We start from the raw sequence: 24,365 nt of genomic DNA, 5'->3' as shown, positions 1-24,365 counted from the left end.
TCACGCCTACAGCTGTGCCCTCCCCGGCCCGTCCAGTATGGCGGCACGTCTGCGGAGTGTGTACGGGGCGGGCCTGCTGCCGGGGCCCGGCGGTGCCGTCGCGCTCACGATGCGCCCGGGGCGCAGCCGCCGCCGGGACCCGGGTCGCCGGGGTGCCCCCGGGGCCGGCCGGACGCCACCCGTGACATGACTCAGCGCTTCACGGCCCGCAGGACCACGAACTTCGGGTCACCGGCCACCGTCAGGCAGTTGCCGAAGATCCGGCGCAGCTGGGTGTGGTAGCCGAGGTGCCGGTTGCCGACGACCCACAGCTCGCCGCCCTGACGCAGGGCGGCACGCGCGCCGTGGAACATGTTCCGGGCGGTGGCGTCGGTGACCGCCTGGTGCGAGTGGAACGGCGGGTTGCTGAGGACCAGGTCCACGCTCGCCGCGGGCACGTCGGCCATGCCGTCGCCGACCAGGAACTCCGCATCGGCGTCCGGTCCGGTGTTGGCCCGGAAGGTCTCCTCCGCGGAGGCCACGGCCTGGTAGGACTCGTCGATGAAGGTGACGGTGGCGTCCGGGTTGGCGAGCGCGGCGGACGTGCCCACGACGCCGTTCCCGCAGCCGAGGTCGACGACGTGGTCCGGGCCCTTCCGCGTGGGGAGGTGCTTGAGGAAGAAGCGGGTGCCGATGTCCAGCCGTTCGGCGCAGAAGATCCCGGCGTGGTTGGTGACCGTCCGGCCCGACACGGGGCCGACGTCGCCGGGCAGTTCGTAGCGGTGCGGCCAGGGGCTGGGGGTCCTCGGGAGGGCCGGGTCCGGGGTGCAGAAGATGAGGCGCGCCTTCTTCACCGCGAGGGAGGTGCGGGTCGGCCCGATGATCCGCTCGAAGAGTTTGAGGGTGGAGGTGTGGATCTCCTTCACCATGCCGGTGCCGATGACCACGGTCCCCTCGTGCACGGCCGGAGCGAGCCGGTGCAGCTGGTCCTCCAGCAGCGCGAGGCTCTTGGGGACCCGTACGAGCAGCAGGTCGACCCGTGCCGGCGGGGTGTCCCGCACGGACAGCATGCGTACGGCGTCCGGATCGAGGCCGTTGCGCACCAGGTTGGCCTGGGTGGCCCGCCGCGCGAGGTACGAGTCGGTGATCTGCACGGGGCGGTGGGGGGCGAGCACGGTGGCGAGGGCGCCCCAGCGGTCGCCGACCACGGCCACGGTGCCCGAAGGACGCACAGGCTCGCCGTCCCCGGCGCCCTCCAGGCGGTTCAGCAGGTACTCGTCGGCGGCGTCCCACGCACGGAGGGGATCGCGCGGGTTCTCGGGAAAGCGGGCGAGATCGAATTCGCCCTGTGACGTCGTCAAACGGTTCATATTGCGTTCAGGCTAACCGAGTGGCGGGGAGCGCCCTGCACGCTCCCCGCCCCGGTTGCCCCTTCGGCGGCCCCGCGGGGCCTACGGGAGCCGCTTGTCCAGGGCCGAGCGGCCCTCCTCGGACAGCCTGCGGCGAGCCCACTCCAGACTCTCGGGGGTCACGTCCCGCCCGGAGGCGAGAACCAGGTCCTCCGCGGAGGGCTGGTCGTTCCCGCCGGCGTGGAGCAGACGGTCCGGAGTCACCCCCCGGACCTCCGGCACGGATACGGATACGGATTCGGACTCTTCGCTCATACCGCCTCCTCGTCCTTGCGGTAATTCTCGCGCCGCTGCGGCGAGGGCGCATCCGATGCCCCGGGAGCCACGGACGAGACGTCACTTGACCTGCACATGATGAATACGCAACGTTCACACAGCCGGCACCGTGCGTGTGGAAGGCTCCCGGTCGAACAGGCACCCGCACGGCCACCAGGACCCCCGTTCGCCGCCCCGGAGAGGACACCCCACATGTCCAGTCGTCGCCGTTTCTACGCGCGTCCACTACTCGCGACAGCCGCCTCGATCGCCGTTCTCACCTGCGTCACGGCCACCGCGCCCGCCGTCACCCCCACAGCGTCCCCGGCCGCGGCCCTGGACGACACCTACTACCAGGACGCGCTGGGCAAGACCGGCGCCACACTCAAGAGTTCCCTGCACTCGATCATCAGCGACCAGACCACGCTGTCGTACAGCCAGGTCTGGGACGCGCTCAAGGTCACCGACCAGGACCCGTCCAACTCCTCCAACGTGATCCTCCTCTACACCGGCCGCTCGCAGTCCAAGAGCGAGAACGGGGGCGACGTCGGCGACTGGAACCGGGAGCACGTCTGGGCCAAGTCCCACGGCGACTTCGGCACCTCGACAGGCCCGGGCACCGACATCCACCACCTTCGTCCGGAGGACGTCCAGGTCAACTCCATCCGCGGCAACAAGGACTTCGACAACGGCGGCAGCGCCGTCTCCGGAGCGCCCGGCAACTACACCGACAGCAACTCCTTCGAGCCGCGCGACGCGGTGAAGGGCGACGTCGCCCGGATGATCCTCTACATGGCCGTGCGCTACGAGGGCGACGACGCCTTCGCCGATCTCGAACCGAACGACAGCGTCTCCAACGGCTCGGCGCCGTACATCGGGCGGCTGTCCGTGCTGAAGCAGTGGAGCCAGGAGGACCCGCCGGACAGCTTCGAGCAGAACCGCAACGAGGTCATATTCGACCGGTTCCAGCACAACCGGAATCCGTTCATCGACCACCCCGAGTGGGTCGAGGCCATCTGGTAGGCGCTCAGCCGGGTCCGGCCACGGCCTGCGCACAGCGCTCGACGGCTTCCTCGCGGGAGCCGAAACGCGGCAGGTCCTGGCCGGTCCGCTCCCGCACCAGGTCCGGCGGGCCCAGCCGGCCGCCGGGATCGACGACGGCTGCGCGCCGCCCGTCCCGAGCGAGCCGGGCCAGGCCCGCGTGCAGCAGCGCGAGGGCCACGGAGTCGGCACCGGTCACCTCGCTCAGATCGAGCACCACCGGGCCCGCCCCGTCCGGGCCGGACTCGTCCAGCGCGTACAGCACGCGCTCGGCGGCCGTGCAGTCGAGGGCGCCCTGCGCCGCGACCACCCCCACTTGTTCGTGCAACGCCCGCTCGCGTCGGCCGGACGGCGCCGTGGGGAGGACATCGGCGGTGGCGGCCAGCGTGACGGTGGAACCGGGCAGCGCCGGGTTGCGCATCAGGTGGAGGCCGAGCCGTTCCGACAGTGCGCCGATCGCGGCGCTGCCGCGCACCGACGTGCCCGCGGCGTCCAGCGGCGGGCTGTAGGTGGCAAGGCCGAAGCGGGCGGGGCCCGCGGCGATCAGCCCGCCGGACACGCCGCTCTTGGCCGGCAGCCCGACCCTGAGCAGCCAGTCACCGGAGGCGTCGTACATTCCGCAGGTGGCCATCACGGCGAGCACCTGGGCCGCGACCTCCGCGGACACGACTCTCTCGCCGGTCACCGGATTGACTCCGCCGTGCGCCAGGGTCGCGGCCATCACGGCCAGATCGACGGCGGTGGCGCGCACCGCGCACTGCCGGAAGTAGGTGTCGACGGCGGCGACCGGATCCAGGGGGAGGGTGCCGGTGCTGCGGATCAGGTAGGCCAGCGCCCTGTTGCGGTCCCCCGTCTCCGCCTCGGAGCGGTACACGTCCTCGTCGACGTCCAGCCGCCGTCCGGCGAAACGGCTCAGGCAGCTCAGGACGGCGGTGAAGGCCGGGACGTCCGCACGGTCCGGGACGAGCGCGGTGGTGACGATGGCACCGGCGTTGACCATGGCGTTGGCGGGCCGCCCGGTGCGGGGTTCCAGGCTGATGGCGTTGAAGGCCTCGCCGCTGGGCTCCGCACCGACCCAGCGGCCGACCTCGTCGAGACCGAGGACGGACAGCGCGAGGGCGTAGACGAAGGGCTTGGACACCGACTGCAGGGTGAAGGGTGTGTCCGCAGCGCCGGCGCTGTAGCAGTGTCCGTCCATGCTGACGAGCGCGAGCCCGAAGGCGTCGGGATCGGACCGCGCCAGCTGCGGGATGTAGTCGGCTCGCCGGCCGTCCCCGATGCCCGCGTAGCGCGCGTGCAGCTCACGCAGCGCGTCCGTGACGGCCTCGGACGCCGCCATCAGCGGCCCCGCCCGCGGCGCACGGGACCGGCCGCACGACCGCCCGTCATTCCGGCTCGTCGCCGAAGATCTCGCGGAGCTTGGCCTCACGCCCGGTGTCCAGGTTGCTGTGCAGGAGCTCGGCGCCGCCGCCGGGCAGGGACTCACTGATGCGGCTGGGCACTTCGTCCGTGGTGAGCAGGAAGAGCGCCGAAGTCCCCGGCGTGACCTGTTCCTTGACCTCGGCGATGAACTCGTCGTCGATGCCGATGTCGGCGAGCTTTCCGCCGAGCGCCCCGGCCGCGGCCCCGATGGCGGCCCCGAGCAGCGGCATCAGGAAGATGAGCCCGAAGAGCATGCCCCAGAAGGTGCCGCTGAGCGCGCCCGCTCCGACGAGGTTGATCAGCTGCTTCGTCCTGGGCTTCGAGCGCTCGGCCGGCCACGTCACGACGGCGGCGTCGAGGATCTTGATCAGGCCCTCCTTCTGCAGGGACTTCAGTGCGGTCTCCACGTTCTCCGCGCCCTCGGCCGACTGGAACTTCCACACGGTGAGCGTGGACATCGCATGCACCTCCGGAGGGGATACGAATAATTCGCCCATATTAGGATCAAAAGGTATGAATTGACTCGTCGAACGATCCGCTCCGCGCCTTGGGGGCGGCCCCAGCACGACGGACCCCGACCCCTCCGGGAGACAACGATGGACACGGACGCCCTGACCCCCGGCCTGCTGCAGGACCTTCGCAGGGACAGGCCCTATCCGGCCCTGTCCCTGACGATGCCGACCCACCGCAAGGCGCCGGACAACGCCCAGGACGCCGTACGGCTGCGCAACCTCGTGGCCGAGGCGGGCAACCGCTTGGAGTCCGACCCCCGGGTGACTCGCGAGGCGCGTGCGGCGGTGAAGGCCCAGCTCGACCGGGCGGTGGAGGAGGTGGACCAGCGCCGCGCCCTGGACTCCCTGGTCATCCTCGCCGACGCGGACGAGTACCAGATCTGGCAGCTGCCGCGCACGGCGCCCGAACGGGTGGTACTCAGCGACAGCTACCTGACGCGCAACCTGGTCGCCGCCAAGGCCGGTGCGCGGCTGTTCTGGGTCCTCAGCTTCTCCGCGGAGCACGCCACCCTGTTCTCGGGCACGAACGACGGGCTGCGCGCGGAGAAGCGGGGCGCCTTCCCTCTCTCCGCTCCTCACGAGGAGCCCAACCCGCAGCGCGAGGAGCGGATCGGCGACACCCCGAGCACGTACAGCAGCGAGGACGCGCGCAACTTCCTGCGCACGGTCGACGAGGGGCTGCGCGGGGTCATGGCCGCCGACCCGCGACCGCTGTTCCTGGTCGGCCTCGCGCCGGCGCTCTCCCTCCTCGACGAGGTGGGCGAGAGTGCGAAGCCGGCCGTCGGCAGGGTCGCGAAGGGCACGACCGCGGAGACCACCGCGCCCGAGCTCCTGAAGGAGCTGAGCCCAGCCCTGGAGGACTGGCGCGGCCAGGCCGCCGCGGAGATCCGGAGCAGGTTCGACAACGCCCGCAGCAGCCGCTCCTTCGCGGGTGGCCTCGACGAGGTGTGGCTGGCCGTACGCGAGGGCCGGGCCGGACTGGTCGCGGTCGAGGAGCACTTCGCGACGACGGTCAGGGTCACCGACGGGCACCTGGAGCCGGTGGGCGCGGACGTCACTCCGGCCACGGACGAGCAGGTCCGCGAGGACATCGTCGACGAACTGGTGGAGGCGGCGCTGGACAACGGCTGCGAGGTGTCCTTCGTCGCCGACGACTCCCTCGCGGGGCACGGGCGCATCGCGGCCGTTCTGCGCTTCTGACCGCGTGTCCTACGTGAGGATTATGTGAAGTATGTCTAGGTTTGGCGCTCCGAAGTCGATCTCGCGGTGCTGATCTCCCCGGTCATGCCGCGTACGAAGGAGAGCCATACATGGACCGATTCAGGCGCGCATCGGCGGCAGCCCTGCTGACAGCGGTGGCACTGGCCGGCGCGGTGGGCGGGGCCACGGCCTCGTCCGGTGTCCCCGCACCGCCGTCCGGGGCGAGCGCGCGGGACCTGGCGACCCGGCCGGCCCTCTCCGCCCACGCGACCGCGCGCAGCGTCGGCGCCTGGGAGGAGTTCCGTATCCATGGCTCCGCCCGGAACATCAGCTCCGGCACCCCGGTCACCCTCCAGCAGAAGCAGGGCAAGCGCTGGGTCTCCCTGCCGGCCACGATGAGGACCGCCGGCAGTGGTGAGTACAGCCTGCGGGTGAAGCTGGGCATCAAGGGCGAGAACGCGCTTCGGATCGTCGGTGGCGGCGCCGTCTCCCCCGCCATCCGCACGACCGTGAACTGACGGCCCCCGCACACGCCCTTCGGCCGGTCTGCTCCCTCGCAGGCCGGCCGAAGGGCGTTCACAGCGCGCGCCGGCCGAAGGGCGTGCGCCGGGCCGATCAGCCCTCCCAGACCCAGTCGGCCACCTCGGGAAGGTCCGTGCCGTGTTCCCGGATCCAGTCGTGGTGCCGGGTGCGGACGTCCGCCATGGCCTGCCGTACGGCGACGGCGCGCACCCCGAGACCGGGCACCCGGTCGATCACGTCCATGACCAGCCGGTAGCGGTCCAGGTCGTTGCGGAGCACCATGTCGAACGGCGTGGTGGTGGTGCCCTCCTCCTTGTAGCCGCGGACGTGCAGGTGGGCATGGCCCGTCCGCCGGTAGGCGAGGCGGTGCACGAGCCACGGATAGCCGTGGTAGGCGAAGATCACCGGCTTGTCCCGGGTGAAGAGGGCGTCGTACTCCGCGTCCGGCATCCCGTGCGGGTGCTCTTCGTGCGGCAGCAGCCGGGTCATGTCCACCACGTTCACCACGCGCACGGCGAGTTCCGGCAGGTGCCGGCGCAGCAGTCCGGCCGCGGCCATCGTCTCCAGGGTGGGTACGTCCCCCGCGCATGCGAGCACGACGTCGGGCTCGCGGCTGCCGTCCTCGGTGCCCGCCCATTCCCAGACCCCGGCCCCACGGGCGCAGTGGGCGCGGGCCTCGTCGAGGGTGAGCCAGTCGAAGCCCGGCTGCTTGCCGGCCACGACCACGTTGACGTAGTCGCGGCTGCGCAGCACGTGGTCCGCGGTGGACAGCAGCGTGTTGGCGTCCGGCGGCAGATAGACGCGGACGACCTCAGGACTCTTGTTGAGGATGTGGTCCACGAAGCCCGGGTCCTGGTGCGAGAAACCGTTGTGGTCCTGGCGCCAGACGTGCGAGGTCAGCAGGTAGTTCAGCGAGGCGATGGGTGCGCGCCAGTGCAGCCGCCGCGAGGTGCGCAGCCACTTGATGTGCTGGTTGACCATCGAGTCGACGATGTGGGCGAAGGCCTCGTACGACGAGAACAGGCCGTGCCGTCCGGTGAGGAGGTATCCCTCCAGCCACCCCTGGCAGAGGTGTTCCGAGAGCACTTCCATCACACGGCCGTCGCGGGCCAGGTGCTCGTCGGTGGGGAGGATCTCCGCCTGCCAGGCCTTGGAGGTGGCCCCGTAGAGCGCGCCGAGACGGTTGGACTCGGTCTCGTCGGGGCCGACGACCCGGAAGTCCCTGCGCCCCGCGGTGGCGGCCATGACGTCTTCGAGCAGTCCGCCCAGGACCCGGGTGGGCTCGTGCGTCACGGTCCCCGGCTTGTCGACACGCACCGCGTGGTCCTCCAGCGGTGGCAGAGGCAGATCGCGCAGCAGCAGCCCGCCGTTGGCGTGCGGGGTCGAGCCCAGGCGCGCCGGGCCCTCGGGAACGCAGTCCAGGACCTGGGCGGTGGGCCGGCCGTCGGCGTCGAAGAGTTCTTCGGGCCGGTAGGAGCGCAGCCACTCCTCCAGCCGGCGCAGATGCGCGGGATCTTCCCGTACGCCCGGCAGCGGGACCTGGTGCGCGCGCCAGGTGCCCTCCACGGGCAGGCCGTCGACCTCCGCGGGCCCGGTCCAGCCCTTGGGGGTACGCAGCACGATCATCGGCCAGCGGGGGCGTACGGACGCGGCTCCGGACCGGGCGGCACGCTGGTACCGGGCGATCGCGTCCACGGCGTGGTCCAGGGCGGCCGCCAGCGCGCGGTGGACGGTCGCCGGGTCGTCCCCCTCGACGTGGAGGGGATCGTGGCCGTATCCGCGCAGGAGGGCGTCGAGTTCGTCCTCGGGCAGCCGGGCCAGCACCGTGGGATTGGCGATCTTGTAACCGTTGAGGTGGAGGATCGGCAGGACCGCCCCGTCGTGCACGGGGTCGAGGAACTTGTTGGAGTGCCAGGACGCGGCCAGCGGCCCGGTCTCCGCCTCCCCGTCCCCGACGACACAGGCGACCAGCAGCTCCGGGTTGTCGTAGGCGGCGCCGTAGGCGTGGGTGAGTGCGTATCCCAGCTCCCCGCCTTCGTGGATGGAGCCCGGGGTCTCCGGGGCCACGTGGCTCGGCACGCCACCGGGGAAGGAGAACTGCTTGAACAGCAGGCCCATGCCCGCACGGTCGCGGCTGACGTCGGGGTAGGTCTCCGAGTAGCTGCCCTCCAGCCAGGAGTTGGCGAGGACGGCGGGGCCGCCGTGCCCCGGCCCCCAGACACACAGCGCCTGGCGCTTCCTCGCCTTGATCACCCGGTTGAGGTGGGTGTGGACCAGGTTCAGCCCGGGCGAGGTGCCCCAGTGGCCCAGGAGCCGCGGTTTGATGTGTTCGGGGGCCAGCGGCTCGTCCAGCAGCGGGTTCGCCATCAGGTAGATCTGGCCGACCGTCAGGTAGTTGGCCGCCCGCCAGTGGGCGTCGAGCGCGGCGAGCTCGGTGTCGGACAGGACGGTCGCCGCGGAGGGCGAGGGGGCGTCGGTCATGAAGGCTCTCCTAGCGGGCGTCCGATTCGGGGCCGTACCAGACGGTGGTGGCGTTGCAGAACTCCCGGATGCCGTGCCCTGCCAGCTCGCGCCCGTATCCGGAGCGCTTCACCCCGCCGAAGGGCAGCGCGGGGTGGGAGGCCGTCATGCCGTTGAAGAAGACTCCGCCCGCCTCCAGGTCCCGCACGCAGCGGTCCATCTCACCCTGATCCCGTGTCCAGACGTTGGAACTGAGCCCGAAGGGGGTGTCGTTGGCGAGGTCCAGGGCCTCGTCCAGGTCCGCCACCCGGTAGAGCGTCGCCACCGGGCCGAAGGTCTCCTCCTGGTGGATGCGCATACCGGAGGTGATACCGGTGAGCACGGTGGGCTCGTAGAACCAGCCGCGGTCCAGCCCTTCGGGCCGTCCGCCCCCGCACAGCGCCGTGGCACCCTTGCCCAGGGCGTCGTCGACCAGTTCCTCCAGGTCGGTGCGGCCCTGTTCGCTGGAGAGCGGTCCGACGTCCGTGGACTCCTCCAGGGGATCCCCCACCGTCAGGGCCCGCATGCCGGCGGTGAACCGCTCGGCGAAGGCGTCGTACACGTCGGCGTGGACGATGAAGCGCTTGGCGGCGATGCAGGACTGGCCGTTGTTCTGCACCCGGGCGGTCACGGCGGTCGCCGCGGCCTTCTCGACGTCCGCCGAGGGCAGGACGAGGTACGGGTCACTGCCGCCCAGCTCCAGCACCGTCTTCTTGACCTCGTCACCCGCGACGGATGCGACGGCGCGGCCGGCCGGTTCGCTGCCGGTGAGCGTCGCCGCCGCGACCCGGGGGTCACGCAGCAGGGCCTCGACGGCCCCCGAGCCGATGAGCAGCGTCTGGAAACAGCCTTCGGGGTAGCCGGCCCTGGTGAAGAGGTCCTCGATGTACAGGGCGGTCTGCGGGACGTTCGACGCGTGCTTCAGCAGCCCGGTGTTGCCCGCCATGAGCGCGGGCGCGGCGAAGCGCATGACCTGCCAGAGCGGGAAGTTCCACGGCATCACGGCGAGGACCACGCCCAGCGGGCGGTGGTGCACCCGGGCGCGCGAGGCACCGGAGTCCTTGACGTCGGTGTCGTCGGGGTGCTCGTCGGCGAGCAGGCGCTCGGCGTTGGCCGCGTACCAGCGCATCGCCTTGGCGCACTTCGCCGCCTCGGCACGGGCCGCCTTGACGGGCTTGCCCATCTCGGTGGTCATCGTGCGGGCGATCTCGGCCTGGTCCCCGTCGAGGAGATCGGCCGCCCGGTTCAGCAGACGGGCGCGCTGGGCGAAGTCGGTGGTTCGGTGGTGGCGGAACGCCCGGTGCGCGGCGGCGAGCCTGCGCTCGGTCTCCCGCTCGTCCAGTGCGTCGAATGTCCTGAGCGTCTCGCCGTTCGCGGGATTGACCGTCGCGATGGGCATGGCAGTGCCTCCTTGCGTGTGTTCTTCGACCGTGCCGCGCCGTGGCGCGGCACGCAACGCGGCCCCTCACGCACACGTACCCGGCCGGCGCGGATCATGCGTGCTCCTCGCACGCCGTCCGCACCGGCCGGGCCGGCCGGGGCTGCTGGGTCACACGAGTTCGGCGACCGGAGCGCCCAGGAACGTACTCCCGCCCGGAAGCGGTGTACGCGGGAGCAGACCGGTGGTGCACGGCGTCTCCGCGTACCGCGTGAACCACACGACCTTGCCGTCGGCGGTCCGGCAGGTCCCCCAGCTGTCGCTGAGGGCCATGACGCGGCTGAGGCCGCCGCCACCGCCGTCGAGCAGCCGGGGCATCCGGGCGTCGTTGTCGGCCACGGACACCGTCAGGTGCCGGCCGGTCCAGCGGAGCTCGACGACACAGTGGTTGTCGTCGCCGACATGCCGCTGGACGTTCGTCAGGAGTTCCTCGGCTGCCCGGCACACGGGCCGGACGTGCAGATCGAGACTCCAGTGACGAAGGTGCGCGGCGACTATGCGCCGCAGCTGGGAAATGCGCTCTGCCGACACCTGCAGTTCGACCAGATAGTGCCGGTCGAGTGGAACGGTCATCGTCGAGGCTCCTCACCACGAGGCCCACATGCTTCACCCCGTCTGACCAACGACCCCCGAACACGAAGCGTGAGCAGTTGTCACTTCTGGGTCACTCATCAGGGTGACCCGAGTGAGCCGGCCGCGCAACCGATGGCTCGGGTCACCAGGAGTCACGGGAGGTAGGGCAGCAGCTTGTCCGGGGTGAGGGGGAGCTCACGCAGCCGGGCGCCGGTGGCGTGCCGTACGGCGTTCCCGATCGCGGCTGCGGTCCCCACGATGCCGATCTCGCCGATGCCCTTGCTGCCCATGGGGTTGAGGTGTGGGTCGTCCTCGTCGATCCAGTGGGCCTGGATGTCGGGGACGTCCGCGCAGACCGGCACGTGGTAGGAGGCCAGGTCGCGCTCGGTGAAGTCTCCGAAGACCGGGTCCATGGTGCTGCTCTCGGTGAGGGCCATGCCCAGTCCCATGACCATGCCGCCGATGAACTGTGAGCGCGCCGTACGGGAGTTGAGGATGCGTCCGGCGGCGTACACGCCGAGCAGCCTGCGCACCCGGACCTCACCGGTCAGGGAGTCGACACCCACTTCCGCGAAGTGGGCGCCGAAGGCGTGCCGGGCGTACGGGGACTCCTGCGCCGCCTCCTCGGCGGTGTCGGCCGTGACGGTGATCCCCTCGGGCGGGAGGGGCCCGGTGTGCTCCGCGAGCCGGCCCGTCAGGGCGGTGGCCGCCTTGTGCACGGCCGTTCCCCAGGAGGCGGTGCCCGAGGAGCCGCCCGCCACGGACCCGGCGGGCAGATCGCTGCTGCCGATGTCGATCGTGACGCGTTCCTGGGGCACGCCCAGGGCCGAGGCGGCGATCTGCGCGAGGACGGTCCGGGCGCCGGTACCGATGTCGGTCGCGTTGACCCCGATGCGGAAGGTGCCGTCCGGGGCGGCGTGCGCCGATGCGGCGGACTCCGACAGGAGGACGGGATACGTGGCCGCGGCGACGCCGGTACCGAGGAGCCACGGGCCGTCCTCGCGGATGGCGGGCTGCGGGTCCCTGTCGTACCAGCCGAACCGGCGGGCGCCCTCGCTCAGACACGCCGCGAGGTTACGGCTGCTGAAGGGGCGTCCGCTGTCCGGCTCGGTCTGCGGCTCGTTGCGCAGGCGCAGCTCGACCGGGTCGATCCCGAGGACGCAGGCCAGTTCGTCCATGGCGGACTCCAGCGCGTACATGCCCGGCGCCTCCCCCGGCGCGCGCATCCAGGACGGACTCGGCACGTCGAGGGCGGCCACCCGGTGCTCGGTGCGGCTGTGGGGCGAGGCGTACATGATGCGGGCGGGCACGGCGGCCTGCTCGACGAACTCCTTGATCCTCGACGTGTGTGTGGCGATCTCGTGCGAGACCGAGGAGAGCACCCCGTCACGGTCGGCGCCCAGCCGGACCCGTTGCACGGTGGGCGCGCGGTGTCCCACGACCGAGGCCATGTAGCGCCGGGGCAGGGCCAGCTGGACGGTGAGCCCGGTGTGACGCGCCGCCATGGAGGCGAGCACCGCCTGGGGGCGAGGGGTGCCTTTGGAGCCGAAGCCGCCGCCCACGTGCTCGGACACGACGGTGATGCGGTCGCGGTCGAGGCCGAGGGCCTGGGCGAGGCTGTCGCGCACCGTGCTTGATCCCTGGCTGGAGTCGTGCACGGTGAGGTGCCCGTCCGCCCACCGCGCGGTGGAGGCGTGCGGTTCCATGGGGTGGTTGTGCAGGCCCCGCATGGTGTACGTGGCGTCGATGCGTACGGGAGCGGCGTCGAACGCCCGCCCGGCGTCGCCGCGTTCCCGGACGGCGGGGTATCCGCCGTTGGCCTTCTCGGGGGTGTAGAGGCCGGGGTGGTCAGCGGTGAGGACGACGTCGTGCCCGGTGGTCGCGTAGTCGACGTGCACCGCTTCGGCCCCCGCCCGCGCCGATTCCGGGGTCTCGGCGAGGACGAGCGCCACCGGCCAGCCCCGGTGCGGCACCCGGTCGTTCTGGAGCACGGCGAGGATCGGGTCGTCGGGTTCCTCGAGCCGCGGTGCGTTGTCGTGGGTCAGCACGGTGTGCACCCCGGGCACGGCGAGCGCGTCGGCCGTGCGGATCGCGGTGACGCGCCCGCTCGCGACACCGGCTGGAACGATCCAGCCGTAGAGGCATCCGGGCTCGGTGTGCTCCGCGGCGTAGCGGGCGGTGCCGGTGACCTTGTCCCGGCCCTCGCGGCGGACGACGGGCGCGCCCAGCGCCTGGGGGGATTCGCTCATGACGGAAGTCCTCGGTTCGTCGTGGTGTGCGGGCACGGCGGTTCAGACTGCTGTTGCCTGAGAGGTGAGTTCGGCCAGGGCCCCCACGGCCAGTCTGCGGGCCAGGTCCACCTTGAAGCCGTTGTCGCGCAGCGGCCTGGCGGCGGCGAGTTCCGCGTCCACCGCCCGTGCGAAGGCGTCCTCGGTCGCGGGGCCCCCTCGCAGCACGTCCTCGGCCGCGGCGGCCCGCCACGGCCGGTGCGCCAGCCCTCCGAAGGCGAGCGCGGCGTGCTCGACGCGTCCGTCGTGCACGCTGACGACGGCTGCCACGGAGGCAAGCGCGAAGGCGTAGGAGGCACGGTCACGCGCCTTGCGGTAGAGCGAGAAAGCGCCGGCGGGAGGCGGCGGGAGCACCACCTCGGTGATCAGCTCTCCGGGCCGGATCACGGTGTCCTGGTCCGGGTTGTCGCCGGGCAGCCGGTGGAAACCGGTGACGGGCACGGTCCGCTCCCCCTCCGGCCCGTGCAGCAGGACGGTGGCGTCCAGGGCCGCGAGGGCGACCGCCATGTCCGAGGGGTTGGTGGCCACGCAGTCCGGCGAGTGGCCCAGGACGGCGAGGTCGCGGTGCACGCCCTCACGGGCCGGGCAGCCGGATCCCGGGCTCCGCTTGTTGCAGGGCTTGGAGACGTCCTGGAAGTACGGGCAGCGGGTGCGCTGGAGGAGGTTGCCGCCGGTGGTGGCGGTGTTGCGGAGCTGCCCGGACGCCCCGGACAGCAGGGCCTGCGTCAGGACGGGGTAGCCGCCGCGCACGTCGGGATGGGCGGCCAGGTCGCTGTTGCGTACGGCCGCACCGATGCGGAGCCCTCCGTCCTCGGTGCGGCTCACCTGGTCCAGGGGCAGCCGGCTGACGTCGATGAGCAGCCCCGGCGACTCGACGCCGAGCTTCATCAGGTCGACGAGGTTGGTGCCGCCGCCGAGGTACCGGGCGGTGGGATCGGAGGCGCCGGCGCGGACGGCCTCGTCGACGGATCCGGGGCGCACATAGGCGAATGGTTTCACGGGGCCACGTCCTCGATCGCCTGGACGATGTGGGGGTAGGCACCGCACCGGCAGAGGTTGCCGCTCATCCGTTCGCGGATCTCGTCCGCCCCGAGCGGGGCGGGCCCCTGTCCGGCGAGCGCGGTACGCGGGGTGGCGTGGGAGGGGTGCCCGGCCTCGGCCTCACGGAGCATGCCGGCGGCCGAGCAGAGCTGGCCCGGGGTGCAGTAGCCGCACTGCAGCGCGTCCCTCTCCAGGAACGCCGTCTGCAGCGGGTGCAGCCGCTCCCCCTCGGCCAGTCCTTCGACCGTGGTGATGTGGACGTCCTCCTGGGCGACGGCGAGCAGGAGGCAGCTGTTGGCGCGTCGGCCGTCGACGAGGACGGTGCAGGCCCCGCACTGGCCGTGGTCGCAGCCCTTCTTCGCCCCGGTGAGCCCGAGGTGCTCGCGCAGCGCGTCCAGCACGGTGGTGCGGTTGTCGAGCGTCAGGGTCCGCTCCGTACCGTTGACGTGCAGCCTGAAGGTGGAACGGGCGTGGCGGTCCGGCATCCGTGCCGTGTCCGCTTCGGCCGTCCCGGGGATGGCATCCATGTACGCGTACCTTCCGGGTTCGGGTGGGGCGGCTGGGTCAGGCGGTGCGGTGGCTCTCCAGCCGCAGCCGGATCTCCTGCTCCTGGTCGCCGGCCGCGGTACCGACGACGCGTACGGCGAAGGCGTCCGCGAGGTGCTCCCGGAGGCGGCCGACCGCCCAGTAACCGCCCTGCGCCTCGACGGTCACGGGCGCCGAGAGCCGGGCGGGTCCCGTCCCGGCCTTGGTCTCGCTGACGTCGACGGTCGCCGTCCACACGGTGGGGCGGGTCTCCGACGCGTCCTCGGGGGTGTCGCCCGCCGGGCGGTCGGAGTCGAACGAGCGGCGCAGCACGTCGAACACGGTGCGGGCGTCCTCCTTCGGGCATCCGGTCACCGCGACGACGACGTCACCGCTCTCCTGGTGTTCGTGGGTCTGTCCCTGCGTGCTGCTGTTCACCCTGATTCCTTTCACCGGGAGCGCTCGGAGCGCTCCGCGTGTTCTGCGTCCTGTGTGTGCGCCGCTCGCTCCGCGTCCGGCGTGTGCTGTGCGCGTCGCCGGGCCGCCTCGCGCTGGGGAGCGATCGTGTGTTCGGGGTCCTCGGCGGAGGCGATTCCCGCCGCGAACACCCCGAAGCGTGTGCAGGCCGAGCCGGCGAGCAGTGCGAGGCCCGCTCCCGCCGCGACGGAACGGCTGCGGTGCCCGAGGGAGAGGGCCGCCGCGGCTCCCGCGACGGTGAGGCCGCGTGCGGCGCGCATGAGCGTCCCGGCCCGGCCCTCCCGGTACGTCACCGCGACGCTTCCCAGCCGCCGTTCCACCGCCCGGCTCGCGGCGAAGTCCGCGACAGCGGCGAGCGCGGAGGCGCAGCGGGCGGGCGCGTTCTCGTGGACGGGCCCGGCCACCAGGGCCATGCCGGCGGCAGCCGCGGTCGCCGATGCGCCGAAGAGGTACGGGAGTTCGCGATGTGCGCCGTGCCACGCGGGTACGGCCGTGTCGGCGGCCAGGACCGCGGTGTACGTGGCCAGGCCGGGGCCCAGCAGCGCAGCGGTCGTGGTGGCCGCCGCACCGGTCCTGGGCAGCCGGCCGGTCACCGCGGTGAACGCGGCGGTACCGGCGGCGGGTCCGTAGGCGGAGAGCAGCCAGGAGCCCATGCTCATCGGGGAGGTCGGTTTGAAGACGCGGAGCATGTGGGCGAAGCGCGACGGCCTGCCGAGATCGTGAACGAGGGCGGCAGCGGAGAGGCCGACGGCCGCGAGCGAGGACACCTTCAGGGCCGTCGCCGTGGTGTCGCGGCCGGTCAGCTGGGCACCGGCGGCAAGGACGGAGCCCGCGCCCGCGAGCCCGCCGAGGAAGAAGTAGCCGGCGATGTCCTGCGCCGACCACGAGGGGGCCTTGATGACGGGGCGCCCGTAGTACGAGACGAACTCCTCACGGCCCTTCCCGCTCCTGGTCGTTCGAGGGCTCATGTCCGCCCACTCCTTCGGGTGAGTGCGGGTAGCGCGAAGGACAGGGCGGCGCCGGCGGCCAGGGACAGGGCGGCGATGCCGGCGTGTGCCCACATGGCGGGCAGGTCCCGGGTGGTGACCACGGGGTCCGGGGGCAGTCCGTACACCTCGGGTTCGTCGAGGAGGAGGAAGAAGGCACCGTCCCCGCCCACCCCGTCGTCCGGATCGTGGCCGTACAGCCGCGCCTCGGTGACTCCGGCCGTGTGCAGCTGGTCCACCCGGAGCGCCGCGCGCTCCCGCAGTTCGTCGAGCGGGCCGAACTGGATGGATTCGGTGGGGCACGCCTTGGCACAGGCGGGCTCCTGGCCCGCCCCGAGCCGGTCGTAGCACATGGTGCACTTGAACACGCGCCCGTCCGTGGGGCGTTGCTCGATGACCCCGTACGGGCAGGCGGGCACGCAGTATCCGCAGCCGTTGCAGATGTCCTCCTGCACGACGACGGTGCCGAACTCCGTGCGGAACAGCGAGCCCGTGGGACACACGTCCAGACACGCGGCGTGGGTGCAGTGCTTGCAGACGTCCGAGGACATCAGCCAGCGCATTCCGGGAGCGTCCTCCGGCCCCGGAGCCGGCTCGACGAGCGGCAGTTCCGTACGTCCGGCGGGCACGGCCTGCTCGATGAAGGCGACGTGCCGCCACGTGGAGGCGCCGAGCCCGGCGGTGTTGTCGTACGACATGCCGGTCAGTGAGAGCCCGTCCTCGGGGAGGGCGTTCCACTCCTTGCAGGCGACCTCGCAGGCCTTGCAGCCGATGCAGACGGAGGTGTCGGTGAAGAACCCGGCGCGCGGCGGGGCGTCCTCGTGACCGGCGTCGCCCGCCGGGTCCGGCTCCGGACCGCTGAAGAAGCGGTTGCTCATGTCTCCTCCCGCGTTCCGGTGGTCTCCGTGATCCCCGCGCGGCGGCGGTACTCCGCGACGAGTTCGGGCAGTGCGGGGCCCCTGGGCCTGCGTCCGGGGCGGATGTCGGCGGTGAGCGCCTTGTCCTCCTGGATCAAGCCGTTGGGGTCGAGGGCGATGGCCACCAGCTCGTTGGCCGCGTCACCGGTGGCGATCCCGTTGGGTCCCCAGTGGAAGGGCAGGCCGATCTGGTGCACGGTCCGGCCCCGGACGGTCAGGGGTGTGATCCGGCGGGTGACCATGACGCGGGCCTCGACGGCGTTGCGCGCCGTGACGATCGTCGCCCATCCGCCGTGCTCGAGCCCTCTTTCCCCGGCGAGCTGCGGCGACACCTCGCAGAAGAACTCCGGCTGGAGCTCCGACAGATAGGGCGACCACCGGCTCATCCCTCCAGCCGTGAAGTGCTCGGTGAGCCGGTGGGTGGTGACGATGTACGGGTAGACGTCCGCGCCCGGCTCCTCGCCGCTCGGGTGGTAGCGGTTGCCCTCGTGCGGATGCAGCTTTCGCACGGGGGAGCGGGAGCGGGAGGGGTGGAGCGCGTTGGTGAAGGGTGAGTCCTGCGGCTCGTAGTGCGTGGGCAGAGGGCCGTCCTCGAGGCCCGCCGGGGCGTACAGCCATCCCTTGCCGTCGGCCTGCATGATGAACGGGTCGTCACCGCGCAGCGCGTCCGGCCCCTTGGCGTCCGGCGCGGGCACGTGGCCGGGAGCACGGTCGGGCACGAAGTCGGGGACGTCGTACCCGGTCCACCGGCGCTCCGCCTCGTCCCACCAGACGTATGCCTTGCGGTCGCTCCACGGGGCGCCGTCCGGGGCGGCGGAGGCCCGGTTGTAGAGGATGCGCCGGTTGGCGGGCCAGGCCCATGCCCATTCGGCCGCCACCCAGTCCTGCTCGCTGTGGGGCTTGCGGCGGGCGGCCTGGTTGACGCCGTCCGCGTACACCCCGCAGTAGATCCAGCAGCCGCACCTGGTCGAACCGTCGTCCTTGAGCTCGGTGTAGGCGGAGAGCGGGGCGCCGTCCGGGCCGTGGCCGTTGATCTCCGCCAGGACCGCTGCCGAGACCGGTTCCGCGAGCGGCCCGTCGACGGGATAGTCCCAGGTGAGGTCCTGGACGGCCCGGTCCACGGGGTCTTCGGACGCGGCGAGCCGTTCCTTGATGCGGCGGCCCAGGTGGTAGGTGAACCAGAGGTCGCTCCGCGCGTCCCCCTCGGGTTCCACCGCCGCGTGGTGCCACTGGAGCCAGCGGTTGGTGTTGGTGAAGGAGCCGGACTTCTCGGTGTGCGCCGCGGCCGGGAAGAAGAAGACCTCGGTGCCGATCTCCTCCGTGGTCATCTCCCCGGTCTCCGTCTCAGGCCCGTCCTGCCACCAGGTGGCGGACTCGATGAGCGAGAAGTCACGGACGACCAGCCATTCGAGCTGCGCCATGCCGAGCCGCTGGAGCCGGGCGTTGGCGGAACCGACGGCTGGGTTCTCGCCCATGAGGAAGTAGCCCTTGCACTCCCCGGCCAGCTGCGCCATCACCGTCTCGTAGGTGCCGTGGGAGCCGGTGAGCCGGGGCAGGTGGTCGAAGCAGAAGTCGTTCTCCGCGGTCGCGGCGTCGCCGTAGTAGGCCTTGAGCAGGCTGACGAAGTAGGCCCGCATGTTGCCCCAGAAGCCCTTGTCGGTGCGGCTCGCCCGGATGAAGGCGTCCAGGTTCTCGTGGGCGTGGGCGTGCGGCATCGGCAGATAGCCGGGCAGCAGGTTGAACAGGGTGGGGATGTCACTGGAGCCCTGGATCGACGCGTGGCCGCGCAGTGCCTGGATTCCGCCGCCGGGCCGTCCGATGTTGCCCAGGAGCAGTTGGAGGACGCTCGCCGCACGGATGCACTGGGCGCCCGTGGTGTGCTGGGTCCATCCGACGGCGTACACGAAGGCGGAGGTGCGGTCCCGGCCGGAGTTGGAGGTCAGCGCCTCGCAGACCTCCAGGAACTGCTCGCGTCTCACCCCGCAGATCTCCTCGACCATCTCGGGGGTGTAGCGGGCGTAGTGGCGCTTGAGGACCTGGTAGACGCACCGGGGGTCGCTCAGGGTCTCGTCCCGGGGCGGCCACGGCTCGGCCTGCGGGCCACCGGAACCGTGGGCCTCGGACGGGGCGGCGGCGTGGACCCGCTCCTGTGCCGCGCCGGTGCCCGCCCGGTCCTCGTACTGCTCGTCGACGTCGCCCGCGGGCGACTGCATCTCGGCGTCGCGGTACTGCCAGCTGTGGGGGTCGTAGTGGCCGCGCTCCTCGTCCAGACCGGAGAAGACTCCGTCCAGGTCCTCGGTGTCCTGGAAGTCGTCGCCGACCAGCGTGGCGGCGTTGGTGTAGGCGAGGACGTACTCACGGAAGTCCTTCCCCTCCGTGAGTACGTGATTGATGACGGCTCCGAGGAACGCGATGTCGCTGCCGGCGCGGAGGGGGACGAACAGGTCCGCGAGAGCGCTCGTGCGGGTGAACCGGGGGTCCACATGGATGATCCGGGCACCCCGGGCCTTCGCCTCCATCACCCACTGGAAACCGACGGGGTGGGCCTCGGCGAAGTTCGAACCCTGGATGATGATGCAGTCGGAGTGCTGGAGATCCTGCATGAAGGTGGTGGCTCCGCCACGCCCGAACGAGGTGCCCAGGCCGGCCACCGTGGAGCTGTGGCAGACCCGTGCCTGGTTCTCCACCTGGACGATCCCGAGGCCCGTGAAGAGCTTCTTGATCAGGTAGTTCTCCTCGTTGTCCAGCGTCGCTCCGCCGAGGCTGGCGATGCCGAGGGTCCGGGCCGTACGCAGACCGTCGTACTCCCACTGCCAGGTACGGCGCCGGGTCTCGATGACACGGTCCGCGACCATGTCCATCGCCGTCTCCAGATCGAGGGGCTCCCAGTCGGTCCCGTACGGGCGCCGGTAGAGCACCTGGTGGCGACGGGCCGCCCCGGTGGTCAGCTGGAGTGTCGCGGAACCCTTGGGGCACAGCCTGCCGCGGCTGACCGGCGAATCGGGGTCGCCCTCGATCTGGACGACCTTGTCGTCCTTGACGTACACCTGCTGGCCGCAGCCCACCGCGCAGTACGGGCAGACGGACTTGACGACGCGGTCGGCCGTGGCCGTGCGGGGCGTGGTGGCCTCCGTCCCTGGCGACATCACCGCTCGCCCTCTGCCCAGAGGATCACTACCGGTCAGCTGCCGGAACGCGGGCCAGCGGCCGAGCGATTCGCGTACTCCCATCGCATTCCCTCCAGCGGTCCGGTGACTGACTCCAGGCTCACCCCACGACCGCCTGTCGGCGACACGAGCGCCACCGGCTCCGGCTCCGCGGGAGGAGCCTCAGCGAGCCGCCTACCCGATGTGCCGGGCGGAAACATCGGGCGCTGCGCCCCGAAGCCGCGCTCCCCCGGCACGGAGCAGGCGTGCGGCGCGTGACCCGGGGAAGCCGAGCGGGGGAAAGCGGTGATCACGGACGGCGGGCGAAGGGGAAGCCACCTCTGTCGGCGCTGCGTCCTTCCGTCGTGGCTGCTTACGGGGTGACTCCCTCCGGGTCGGCTCTCTCCCGGGCCGGTCGCATCCTCGGCAGGAGCCTGCCCAGTCATCATCGTGTAGCCGATATGAACCATATGAAACGCATTTACCTGGACATCGCCATAAAACATGAATTCATGTCAATGGCTGTCTGCGATCGTTTCCCCGGGGTATGCGCCATGCATGGACGTAACGAACGGAGCATGGGAATCGCTCGCCACCACCGGCGGAGCCGACGGGCCGGGTGCGGTGGGTGTGATCATCGGCATCGTCGGCCTGGCCGTGGTGCTTCTGCTGATCGGTGGTTTCTGGTTCGGGATGAGGCGCCGGGACAAGGAGTCGCGGCCCCCGCGCCCCGAGGAGCAGCCGCCCCGCCCGGACCACCGGACGGAGATCCAGGAAACCGGCAAGCACGGCAGCTCGGACAGCTTCCCCGAGAACGGCCACGCACTGTCACCGTACGAACTCGGAAGCCACGGTAATGAGGTGATTCCGCCCGACACCGAGCGACCGCGCGACTGAGGTCGGCGCCAACGGATGGGGGGTACATGAACCGGTCGAAGTCCGATCACAGGACCCGGATCACGGTCCTGGTCGCGCTGGCCGCCAATCTCGTCATCGCAGTGGCCAAGGGGGTAGGGGGATTCCTCTCGGGGTCCCCCGCCCTCCTGTCCGAGGCCGCCCATTCGGTGGCCGACAGCGTGAACGAGGTCTTCCTGCTGGCCGCTCTGCGGCGCAGCCGCCGCCCTGCCGACGCCCGTCACCCCTTCGGGTACGGCAAGGAGCGCTATTTCTGGTCCCTGCTCGCAGCCGTCGGCATCTTCGTGGTGGGCGGCTGTTTCTCGTTCTACCAGGGCCTCGCGGCATTGAGCCGGGACGAGCACGAGTCGCCCGACGGCTACACGGCCGGCCTGGTCGTCCTCGGGATCGCGTTCCTCGCGGAGGGCGGTTCGCTCGTCCGCGCACTGGTGCAGCTCCGCGGTGAGCGGAATGCCGGGGCGGCCCGCGACCCCGCGCTGCGGACCGTCGTCGCCGAGGACAGCACAGCCGTACTGGGCGTGCTGCTCGCCATGGCCGGCATGGTGCTGCACCTCGTCACAGGGGACGTCGTCTGGGAGGCGTCGGCCTCCCTGGGAATCGGCCTGCTGCTGGTCTACGTCGCCTTCCGGCTCGGCAGGGACGCCCGCGACCGCCTGATCGGGGAGTCGGCAGACCCCGAGCTCCGCCGCGGCGTGCAGCAGTTCCTCACCTCCCAGCCCGAGATCGACAACGTGGCGGCCCTGTTCACCATGGGTCTCGGCCTCGATTCGGTCCTGGTCGCGGCCAGGGTCGACCTGGCGCCCGGCATCGACAGCGAAGAGGTCGAACAGGTCTCCGTACGGCTCAAGGGGTCTATCGCCCGCAGCTGGCCGGAGGCCGAGCACGTCTTCCTGGACATCACGAACGCGCCGCCCCGGGGCGGCGTCTGATCGCACGCCCCGCGTGTTGCGGGAGTGGGCGGCGCGCATGAGGCTGGTCCTGGCCGCGCGGCACCGAAGAAGTCATGCCGCAGAACCGAAGGCAGTGGACCATGAACCCTGGCGAACCGCGGACCGTGCCGGAACCGGCAGCGCTGAGCGGTGCGAGCGCCCCCTGCTGGGTCCATCTGGTCACCCGCGACCTCGAGGACGCCCAACGCTTCTACAGTGCCGTCCTGGGGTGGACGTTCCGCCGGGGTCCGCTGGGCAGGGACTTCGTCATGGCACGCTCCGACGGCGTACCGGCGGCCGGGATCGGCGCGGTGGCCTCCGCCTACCAGGTGGCCGTGGCCTGGATGCCGTACTTCTCCGTCCCGGACGCCGATCTCGTCGCCGGCCGCATCCGCGAACGCAGCGGCACCGTGGCCGTGGGCCCCCTCACGGTCGGGCAGGGCCGCGCCGTCCTGGCTGCCGACCGGGACGGCGCGTCCTTCGGGATCTGGGAGTGGACAGGACGCGCCGCCACCCTCGCCCCGACCGGGAACCGCGCCCACGCATGGCTCCGGCTGCGCACCAGGGACGCCTTCGACGCGGCGATCTTCTACGGCGAGGTCCTCGGCTGGGAGAGCGGCGAGTCCGGGGGCTGCGAGGTGGCGTACGTGAAGGAAGAGGTGCTCGTGCGCTGCAACGGGCGTCCGCTGGCCCGGATCAGCTCCGGCGCGGTCGAGTCGGCCCCCGACCCGCAGGTGCGCCCGCACTGGCAGGTGCAGTTCCCGGTCGCCGACGTGGAGGCGACGGTGCTCACCGCGGAGCGGCACGGGGGGAGGCTCATGGAGCGGCGTGACGTCCCCCAGGGCAACGAGGCCACGCTACGGGATCCGGACGGCGCCTTGTTCACCGTGACGGACGTACGCAGCCCCGCGAACGAAGACGACGACTGACCCCGCTCCCCCGCGACCTGGTCAGGAACGGCCGCCCTCGTCCCCGTCGTCGTCCGAGGGGTCGGGGGCCTCGGCGGGGGGCCGGCCGTCGCCCCTGGCTATGGCCAACAGCGGGAAGACGAACCAGCAGACCAGGAACCACAGGGCCATGACGCCCACCAGCCAGAGCGCCGCCACGTTGTGCAGGGCCACCCGGAGGATGAGCAGCAATGTGCTGCACATCGTGCAGAAGAGCAGCCCGAGCCCCAGCTTCGTCAGGCGTGAGGCCCAGGTGACCGTCTGCGGCTTCATCCGGCGCCCGGTGAGCAGCCGGTGGTACGACACGGGCCCTATCAGCGATGCCGCGGTCGCGGACCCCAGCATGACGGTCACGACGTAGATGTTCCGGTCAACGGTGGAGAGGTCGGCGAAGCGGGGCTGGAAAACCACCGCGAGCAGGAATCCGAAGAGGATCTGCACACCGGTCTGAGCCACCCGGAGTTCCTGCAGGAGCTCGCCCCACTGCCGGTCCGCGCGCTCCTCCTCCGTCTCCCGGCGTCCACTGCGCGGATTCGTCCAGGTCCGGTCCTTGCCGTCGTCCGCCGATGTCCGTCCCATCGATGCCTCCCCACCTCGTCGAGGTGGTACTGGTGCCCCGAGAAGCCGTGGTGAATCGCGGTACTCGTGTTTCCGGGCAGTCGCCGGGCAACGCGGCCACCGATGCACTCCATGGTGGCAGCAGCAGCAGAAACCACCACACCACCGAGGGAAGGGCCGCGGCCACCGCCAGACCCGGGCCATGTCTCCGAGGGGTCGCGACAACTCCCCGACCTCGGGCCACGCCCTCGACGCATCGTGACAACTCGCCTAGGCTCGTCGTACGGCATCGCGCGTCGGTCACCGGCTGGGTGAGGCGTGGAGGTAGCCCGTGAGATGCCTGCTGGAGGCATTCCACAGTGTCTGTCGAGTTGAATCACACCATCGTTCATTGCCGGGATAACCGGGAGTCCGCCGATTTCCTGGCGCACGTCCTGGGTCTCACCACCGGAACCGAGTGGGGACCCTTCATTCCGGTGAACCTCGCGAACGGCGTCACGCTGGACTTCGCGACCGTTCCCCCCGAGTCGATCACGGTGCAGCATTACGCGTTCCTGATCTCGGAGGCGGAGTTCGACACGGCTTTCGAGCGGATCCGGGAACAGGGGCTCCCCTACTACGCGGACCCCCACCGGAAGCACCCGGGCGAGATCAACCACAACGACGGTGGGCGCGGGGTGTACTTCCCCGACCCCAGCGGCCACGGTATGGAGCTCATCACCCGTCCGTACGGCGGCTGGGCGTAGGCCCCGCCCCTCCGCACATCGCGTGGCCCGGCCGGACGTC

Annotated in this window: 22 protein-coding genes and 1 pseudogene; 7 read left to right on the top strand and 16 right to left on the bottom strand. The window is 71.5% G+C overall.

Annotated features, from left to right (window positions below; all coding sequences use genetic code 11):
- Positions 1-6: 6 nt before the first annotated feature.
- The 3 genes and pseudogenes from ABZY45_RS12300 to ABZY45_RS12290 all read right to left on the bottom strand — a co-directional run.
- Positions 7-135, bottom strand: a pseudogene (locus tag ABZY45_RS12300) (DUF2236 domain-containing protein); the annotation flags it as partial.
- 56 nt (positions 136-191) lie between these two features.
- Entirely contained in the window at positions 192-1,349 is a 1,158-nt protein-coding gene (locus ABZY45_RS12295; RefSeq protein WP_356738937.1) for a methyltransferase, read from the bottom strand.
- Between the two features lie 81 nt (positions 1,350-1,430).
- The gene (locus tag ABZY45_RS12290) at positions 1,431-1,643 is read right to left on the bottom strand and encodes a hypothetical protein (protein ID WP_356738935.1); all 213 of its coding nucleotides are present in this window, start codon (positions 1,641-1,643) and stop codon (positions 1,431-1,433) included.
- A 213-nt stretch (positions 1,644-1,856) separates the two neighbouring features.
- On the opposite strand from ABZY45_RS12290, the gene ABZY45_RS12285 reads away from it, so the two are divergent.
- Complete coding sequence (locus ABZY45_RS12285; RefSeq protein WP_356738932.1) at positions 1,857-2,666, top strand: endonuclease; 810 nt, start codon at positions 1,857-1,859, stop codon at positions 2,664-2,666.
- Between the two features lie 4 nt (positions 2,667-2,670).
- Here the strand turns inward: ABZY45_RS12285 and glsA are convergent, their stop codons facing one another.
- Entirely contained in the window at positions 2,671-4,023 is a 1,353-nt protein-coding gene (glsA, locus tag ABZY45_RS12280) for a glutaminase A (protein WP_356738930.1), read from the bottom strand.
- Between the two features lie 46 nt (positions 4,024-4,069).
- Positions 4,070-4,564 (bottom strand): DUF1269 domain-containing protein, encoded by a 495-nt coding sequence (locus ABZY45_RS12275; RefSeq protein ID WP_356738928.1) that lies wholly within the window; start codon positions 4,562-4,564, stop codon positions 4,070-4,072.
- A gap of 138 nt (positions 4,565-4,702) precedes the next feature.
- On the opposite strand from ABZY45_RS12275, the gene ABZY45_RS12270 reads away from it, so the two are divergent.
- Both ABZY45_RS12270 and ABZY45_RS12265 read left to right on the top strand, forming a co-directional pair.
- The gene (locus tag ABZY45_RS12270) at positions 4,703-5,818 is read left to right on the top strand and encodes a chemotaxis protein (RefSeq protein ID WP_356738926.1); all 1,116 of its coding nucleotides are present in this window, start codon (positions 4,703-4,705) and stop codon (positions 5,816-5,818) included.
- Between the two features lie 110 nt (positions 5,819-5,928).
- Positions 5,929-6,336 carry a hypothetical protein gene (locus ABZY45_RS12265; RefSeq protein WP_356738924.1) on the top strand — a complete coding sequence of 136 codons (408 nt, stop codon included), beginning with the start codon at positions 5,929-5,931 and terminating at the stop codon, positions 6,334-6,336.
- Between the two features lie 97 nt (positions 6,337-6,433).
- Here the strand turns inward: ABZY45_RS12265 and ABZY45_RS12260 are convergent, their stop codons facing one another.
- The 10 genes from ABZY45_RS12260 to fdh form a co-directional block, all read right to left on the bottom strand.
- Complete coding sequence (locus tag ABZY45_RS12260) at positions 6,434-8,821, bottom strand: phosphoketolase family protein (protein WP_356738922.1); 2,388 nt, start codon at positions 8,819-8,821, stop codon at positions 6,434-6,436.
- A 10-nt stretch (positions 8,822-8,831) separates the two neighbouring features.
- Positions 8,832-10,238 (bottom strand): NADP-dependent succinic semialdehyde dehydrogenase, encoded by a 1,407-nt coding sequence (locus tag ABZY45_RS12255; RefSeq protein ID WP_356738919.1) that lies wholly within the window; start codon positions 10,236-10,238, stop codon positions 8,832-8,834.
- A 150-nt stretch (positions 10,239-10,388) separates the two neighbouring features.
- Positions 10,389-10,850 carry an ATP-binding protein gene (locus tag ABZY45_RS12250; protein WP_356738917.1) on the bottom strand — a complete coding sequence of 154 codons (462 nt, stop codon included), beginning with the start codon at positions 10,848-10,850 and terminating at the stop codon, positions 10,389-10,391.
- 152 nt (positions 10,851-11,002) lie between these two features.
- Positions 11,003-13,099 (bottom strand): xanthine dehydrogenase family protein molybdopterin-binding subunit, encoded by a 2,097-nt coding sequence (locus tag ABZY45_RS12245; RefSeq protein WP_356738915.1) that lies wholly within the window; start codon positions 13,097-13,099, stop codon positions 11,003-11,005.
- A gap of 42 nt (positions 13,100-13,141) precedes the next feature.
- Positions 13,142-14,137, bottom strand: a complete 996-nt coding sequence (locus tag ABZY45_RS12240; protein ID WP_356738913.1) for a xanthine dehydrogenase family protein subunit M — start codon at positions 14,135-14,137, stop codon at positions 13,142-13,144.
- Positions 14,134-14,706: a 2Fe-2S iron-sulfur cluster-binding protein gene (locus ABZY45_RS12235; RefSeq protein ID WP_356738911.1), complete on the bottom strand. Its 573-nt coding sequence runs from the start codon at positions 14,704-14,706 to the stop codon at positions 14,134-14,136. The genes ABZY45_RS12240 and ABZY45_RS12235 overlap by 4 nt, the downstream gene beginning before the upstream one ends.
- A gap of 37 nt (positions 14,707-14,743) precedes the next feature.
- Complete coding sequence (locus tag ABZY45_RS12230) at positions 14,744-15,142, bottom strand: hypothetical protein (protein ID WP_356738909.1); 399 nt, start codon at positions 15,140-15,142, stop codon at positions 14,744-14,746.
- 11 nt (positions 15,143-15,153) lie between these two features.
- A complete protein-coding gene (gene nrfD / locus ABZY45_RS12225; protein ID WP_356738907.1) occupies positions 15,154-16,149 on the bottom strand; it encodes an NrfD/PsrC family molybdoenzyme membrane anchor subunit in 996 nt (331 codons plus the stop codon).
- Positions 16,146-17,045: a 4Fe-4S dicluster domain-containing protein gene (locus ABZY45_RS12220; RefSeq protein WP_356738905.1), complete on the bottom strand. Its 900-nt coding sequence runs from the start codon at positions 17,043-17,045 to the stop codon at positions 16,146-16,148. The genes nrfD and ABZY45_RS12220 overlap by 4 nt, the downstream gene beginning before the upstream one ends.
- Positions 17,042-20,314 carry a formate dehydrogenase gene (gene fdh, locus ABZY45_RS12215; RefSeq protein WP_356738903.1) on the bottom strand — a complete coding sequence of 1,091 codons (3,273 nt, stop codon included), beginning with the start codon at positions 20,312-20,314 and terminating at the stop codon, positions 17,042-17,044. Before fdh ends, ABZY45_RS12220 begins: the two co-directional genes overlap by 4 nt.
- 474 nt (positions 20,315-20,788) lie before the next feature.
- On the opposite strand from fdh, the gene ABZY45_RS12210 reads away from it, so the two are divergent.
- The 3 genes from ABZY45_RS12210 to ABZY45_RS12200 all read left to right on the top strand — a co-directional run bounded on the left by ABZY45_RS12210 (position 20,789) and on the right by ABZY45_RS12200 (position 23,003).
- Positions 20,789-21,127, top strand: a complete 339-nt coding sequence (locus tag ABZY45_RS12210) for a DUF6479 family protein (RefSeq protein WP_356738901.1) — start codon at positions 20,789-20,791, stop codon at positions 21,125-21,127.
- A 26-nt stretch (positions 21,128-21,153) separates the two neighbouring features.
- Positions 21,154-22,074 carry a cation diffusion facilitator family transporter gene (locus tag ABZY45_RS12205; protein ID WP_356738899.1) on the top strand — a complete coding sequence of 307 codons (921 nt, stop codon included), beginning with the start codon at positions 21,154-21,156 and terminating at the stop codon, positions 22,072-22,074.
- 101 nt (positions 22,075-22,175) lie between these two features.
- Positions 22,176-23,003 carry a VOC family protein gene (locus tag ABZY45_RS12200; RefSeq protein ID WP_356739675.1) on the top strand — a complete coding sequence of 276 codons (828 nt, stop codon included), beginning with the start codon at positions 22,176-22,178 and terminating at the stop codon, positions 23,001-23,003.
- 21 nt (positions 23,004-23,024) lie between these two features.
- Here ABZY45_RS12200 and ABZY45_RS12195 read toward each other — a convergent pair whose 3' ends face one another.
- Positions 23,025-23,600 (bottom strand): DUF6328 family protein, encoded by a 576-nt coding sequence (locus ABZY45_RS12195; protein WP_356738897.1) that lies wholly within the window; start codon positions 23,598-23,600, stop codon positions 23,025-23,027.
- Positions 23,601-23,938: 338 nt separating this feature from the next.
- On the opposite strand from ABZY45_RS12195, the gene ABZY45_RS12190 reads away from it, so the two are divergent.
- A complete protein-coding gene (locus ABZY45_RS12190) occupies positions 23,939-24,325 on the top strand; it encodes a VOC family protein (RefSeq protein WP_356738895.1) in 387 nt (128 codons plus the stop codon).
- Positions 24,326-24,365 lie beyond the last annotated feature (40 nt).

The organism is Streptomyces sp. NPDC006516 (genome assembly GCF_040611875.1).
Lineage (GTDB): Bacteria > Actinomycetota > Actinomycetes > Streptomycetales > Streptomycetaceae > Streptomyces.
Note: the sequence above shows the minus strand (reverse complement) of the source record. Positions and strands in the feature narration are given on the sequence as shown.

Coding starts and splice junctions, on each gene's coding strand:
- ABZY45_RS12295 (WP_356738937.1), bottom strand. CDS start 1,349: ATGAACCGTTTGACGACGTCACAGGGCGAATTCGATCTCGCCCGCTTT.
- ABZY45_RS12290 (WP_356738935.1), bottom strand. CDS start 1,643: ATGAGCGAAGAGTCCGAATCCGTATCCGTATCCGTGCCGGAGGTCCGG.
- ABZY45_RS12285 (WP_356738932.1), top strand. CDS start 1,857: ATGTCCAGTCGTCGCCGTTTCTACGCGCGTCCACTACTCGCGACAGCC.
- glsA (WP_356738930.1), bottom strand. CDS start 4,023: ATGGCGGCGTCCGAGGCCGTCACGGACGCGCTGCGTGAGCTGCACGCG.
- ABZY45_RS12275 (WP_356738928.1), bottom strand. CDS start 4,564: ATGTCCACGCTCACCGTGTGGAAGTTCCAGTCGGCCGAGGGCGCGGAG.
- ABZY45_RS12270 (WP_356738926.1), top strand. CDS start 4,703: ATGGACACGGACGCCCTGACCCCCGGCCTGCTGCAGGACCTTCGCAGG.
- ABZY45_RS12265 (WP_356738924.1), top strand. CDS start 5,929: ATGGACCGATTCAGGCGCGCATCGGCGGCAGCCCTGCTGACAGCGGTG.
- ABZY45_RS12260 (WP_356738922.1), bottom strand. CDS start 8,821: ATGACCGACGCCCCCTCGCCCTCCGCGGCGACCGTCCTGTCCGACACC.
- ABZY45_RS12255 (WP_356738919.1), bottom strand. CDS start 10,238: ATGCCCATCGCGACGGTCAATCCCGCGAACGGCGAGACGCTCAGGACA.
- ABZY45_RS12250 (WP_356738917.1), bottom strand. CDS start 10,850: ATGACCGTTCCACTCGACCGGCACTATCTGGTCGAACTGCAGGTGTCG.
- ABZY45_RS12245 (WP_356738915.1), bottom strand. CDS start 13,099: ATGAGCGAATCCCCCCAGGCGCTGGGCGCGCCCGTCGTCCGCCGCGAG.
- ABZY45_RS12235 (WP_356738911.1), bottom strand. CDS start 14,706: ATGGATGCCATCCCCGGGACGGCCGAAGCGGACACGGCACGGATGCCG.
- nrfD (WP_356738907.1), bottom strand. CDS start 16,149: ATGAGCCCTCGAACGACCAGGAGCGGGAAGGGCCGTGAGGAGTTCGTC.
- ABZY45_RS12220 (WP_356738905.1), bottom strand. CDS start 17,045: ATGAGCAACCGCTTCTTCAGCGGTCCGGAGCCGGACCCGGCGGGCGAC.
- fdh (WP_356738903.1), bottom strand. CDS start 20,314: ATGGGAGTACGCGAATCGCTCGGCCGCTGGCCCGCGTTCCGGCAGCTG.
- ABZY45_RS12210 (WP_356738901.1), top strand. CDS start 20,789: ATGGACGTAACGAACGGAGCATGGGAATCGCTCGCCACCACCGGCGGA.
- ABZY45_RS12205 (WP_356738899.1), top strand. CDS start 21,154: ATGAACCGGTCGAAGTCCGATCACAGGACCCGGATCACGGTCCTGGTC.
- ABZY45_RS12200 (WP_356739675.1), top strand. CDS start 22,176: ATGAACCCTGGCGAACCGCGGACCGTGCCGGAACCGGCAGCGCTGAGC.
- ABZY45_RS12195 (WP_356738897.1), bottom strand. CDS start 23,600: ATGGGACGGACATCGGCGGACGACGGCAAGGACCGGACCTGGACGAAT.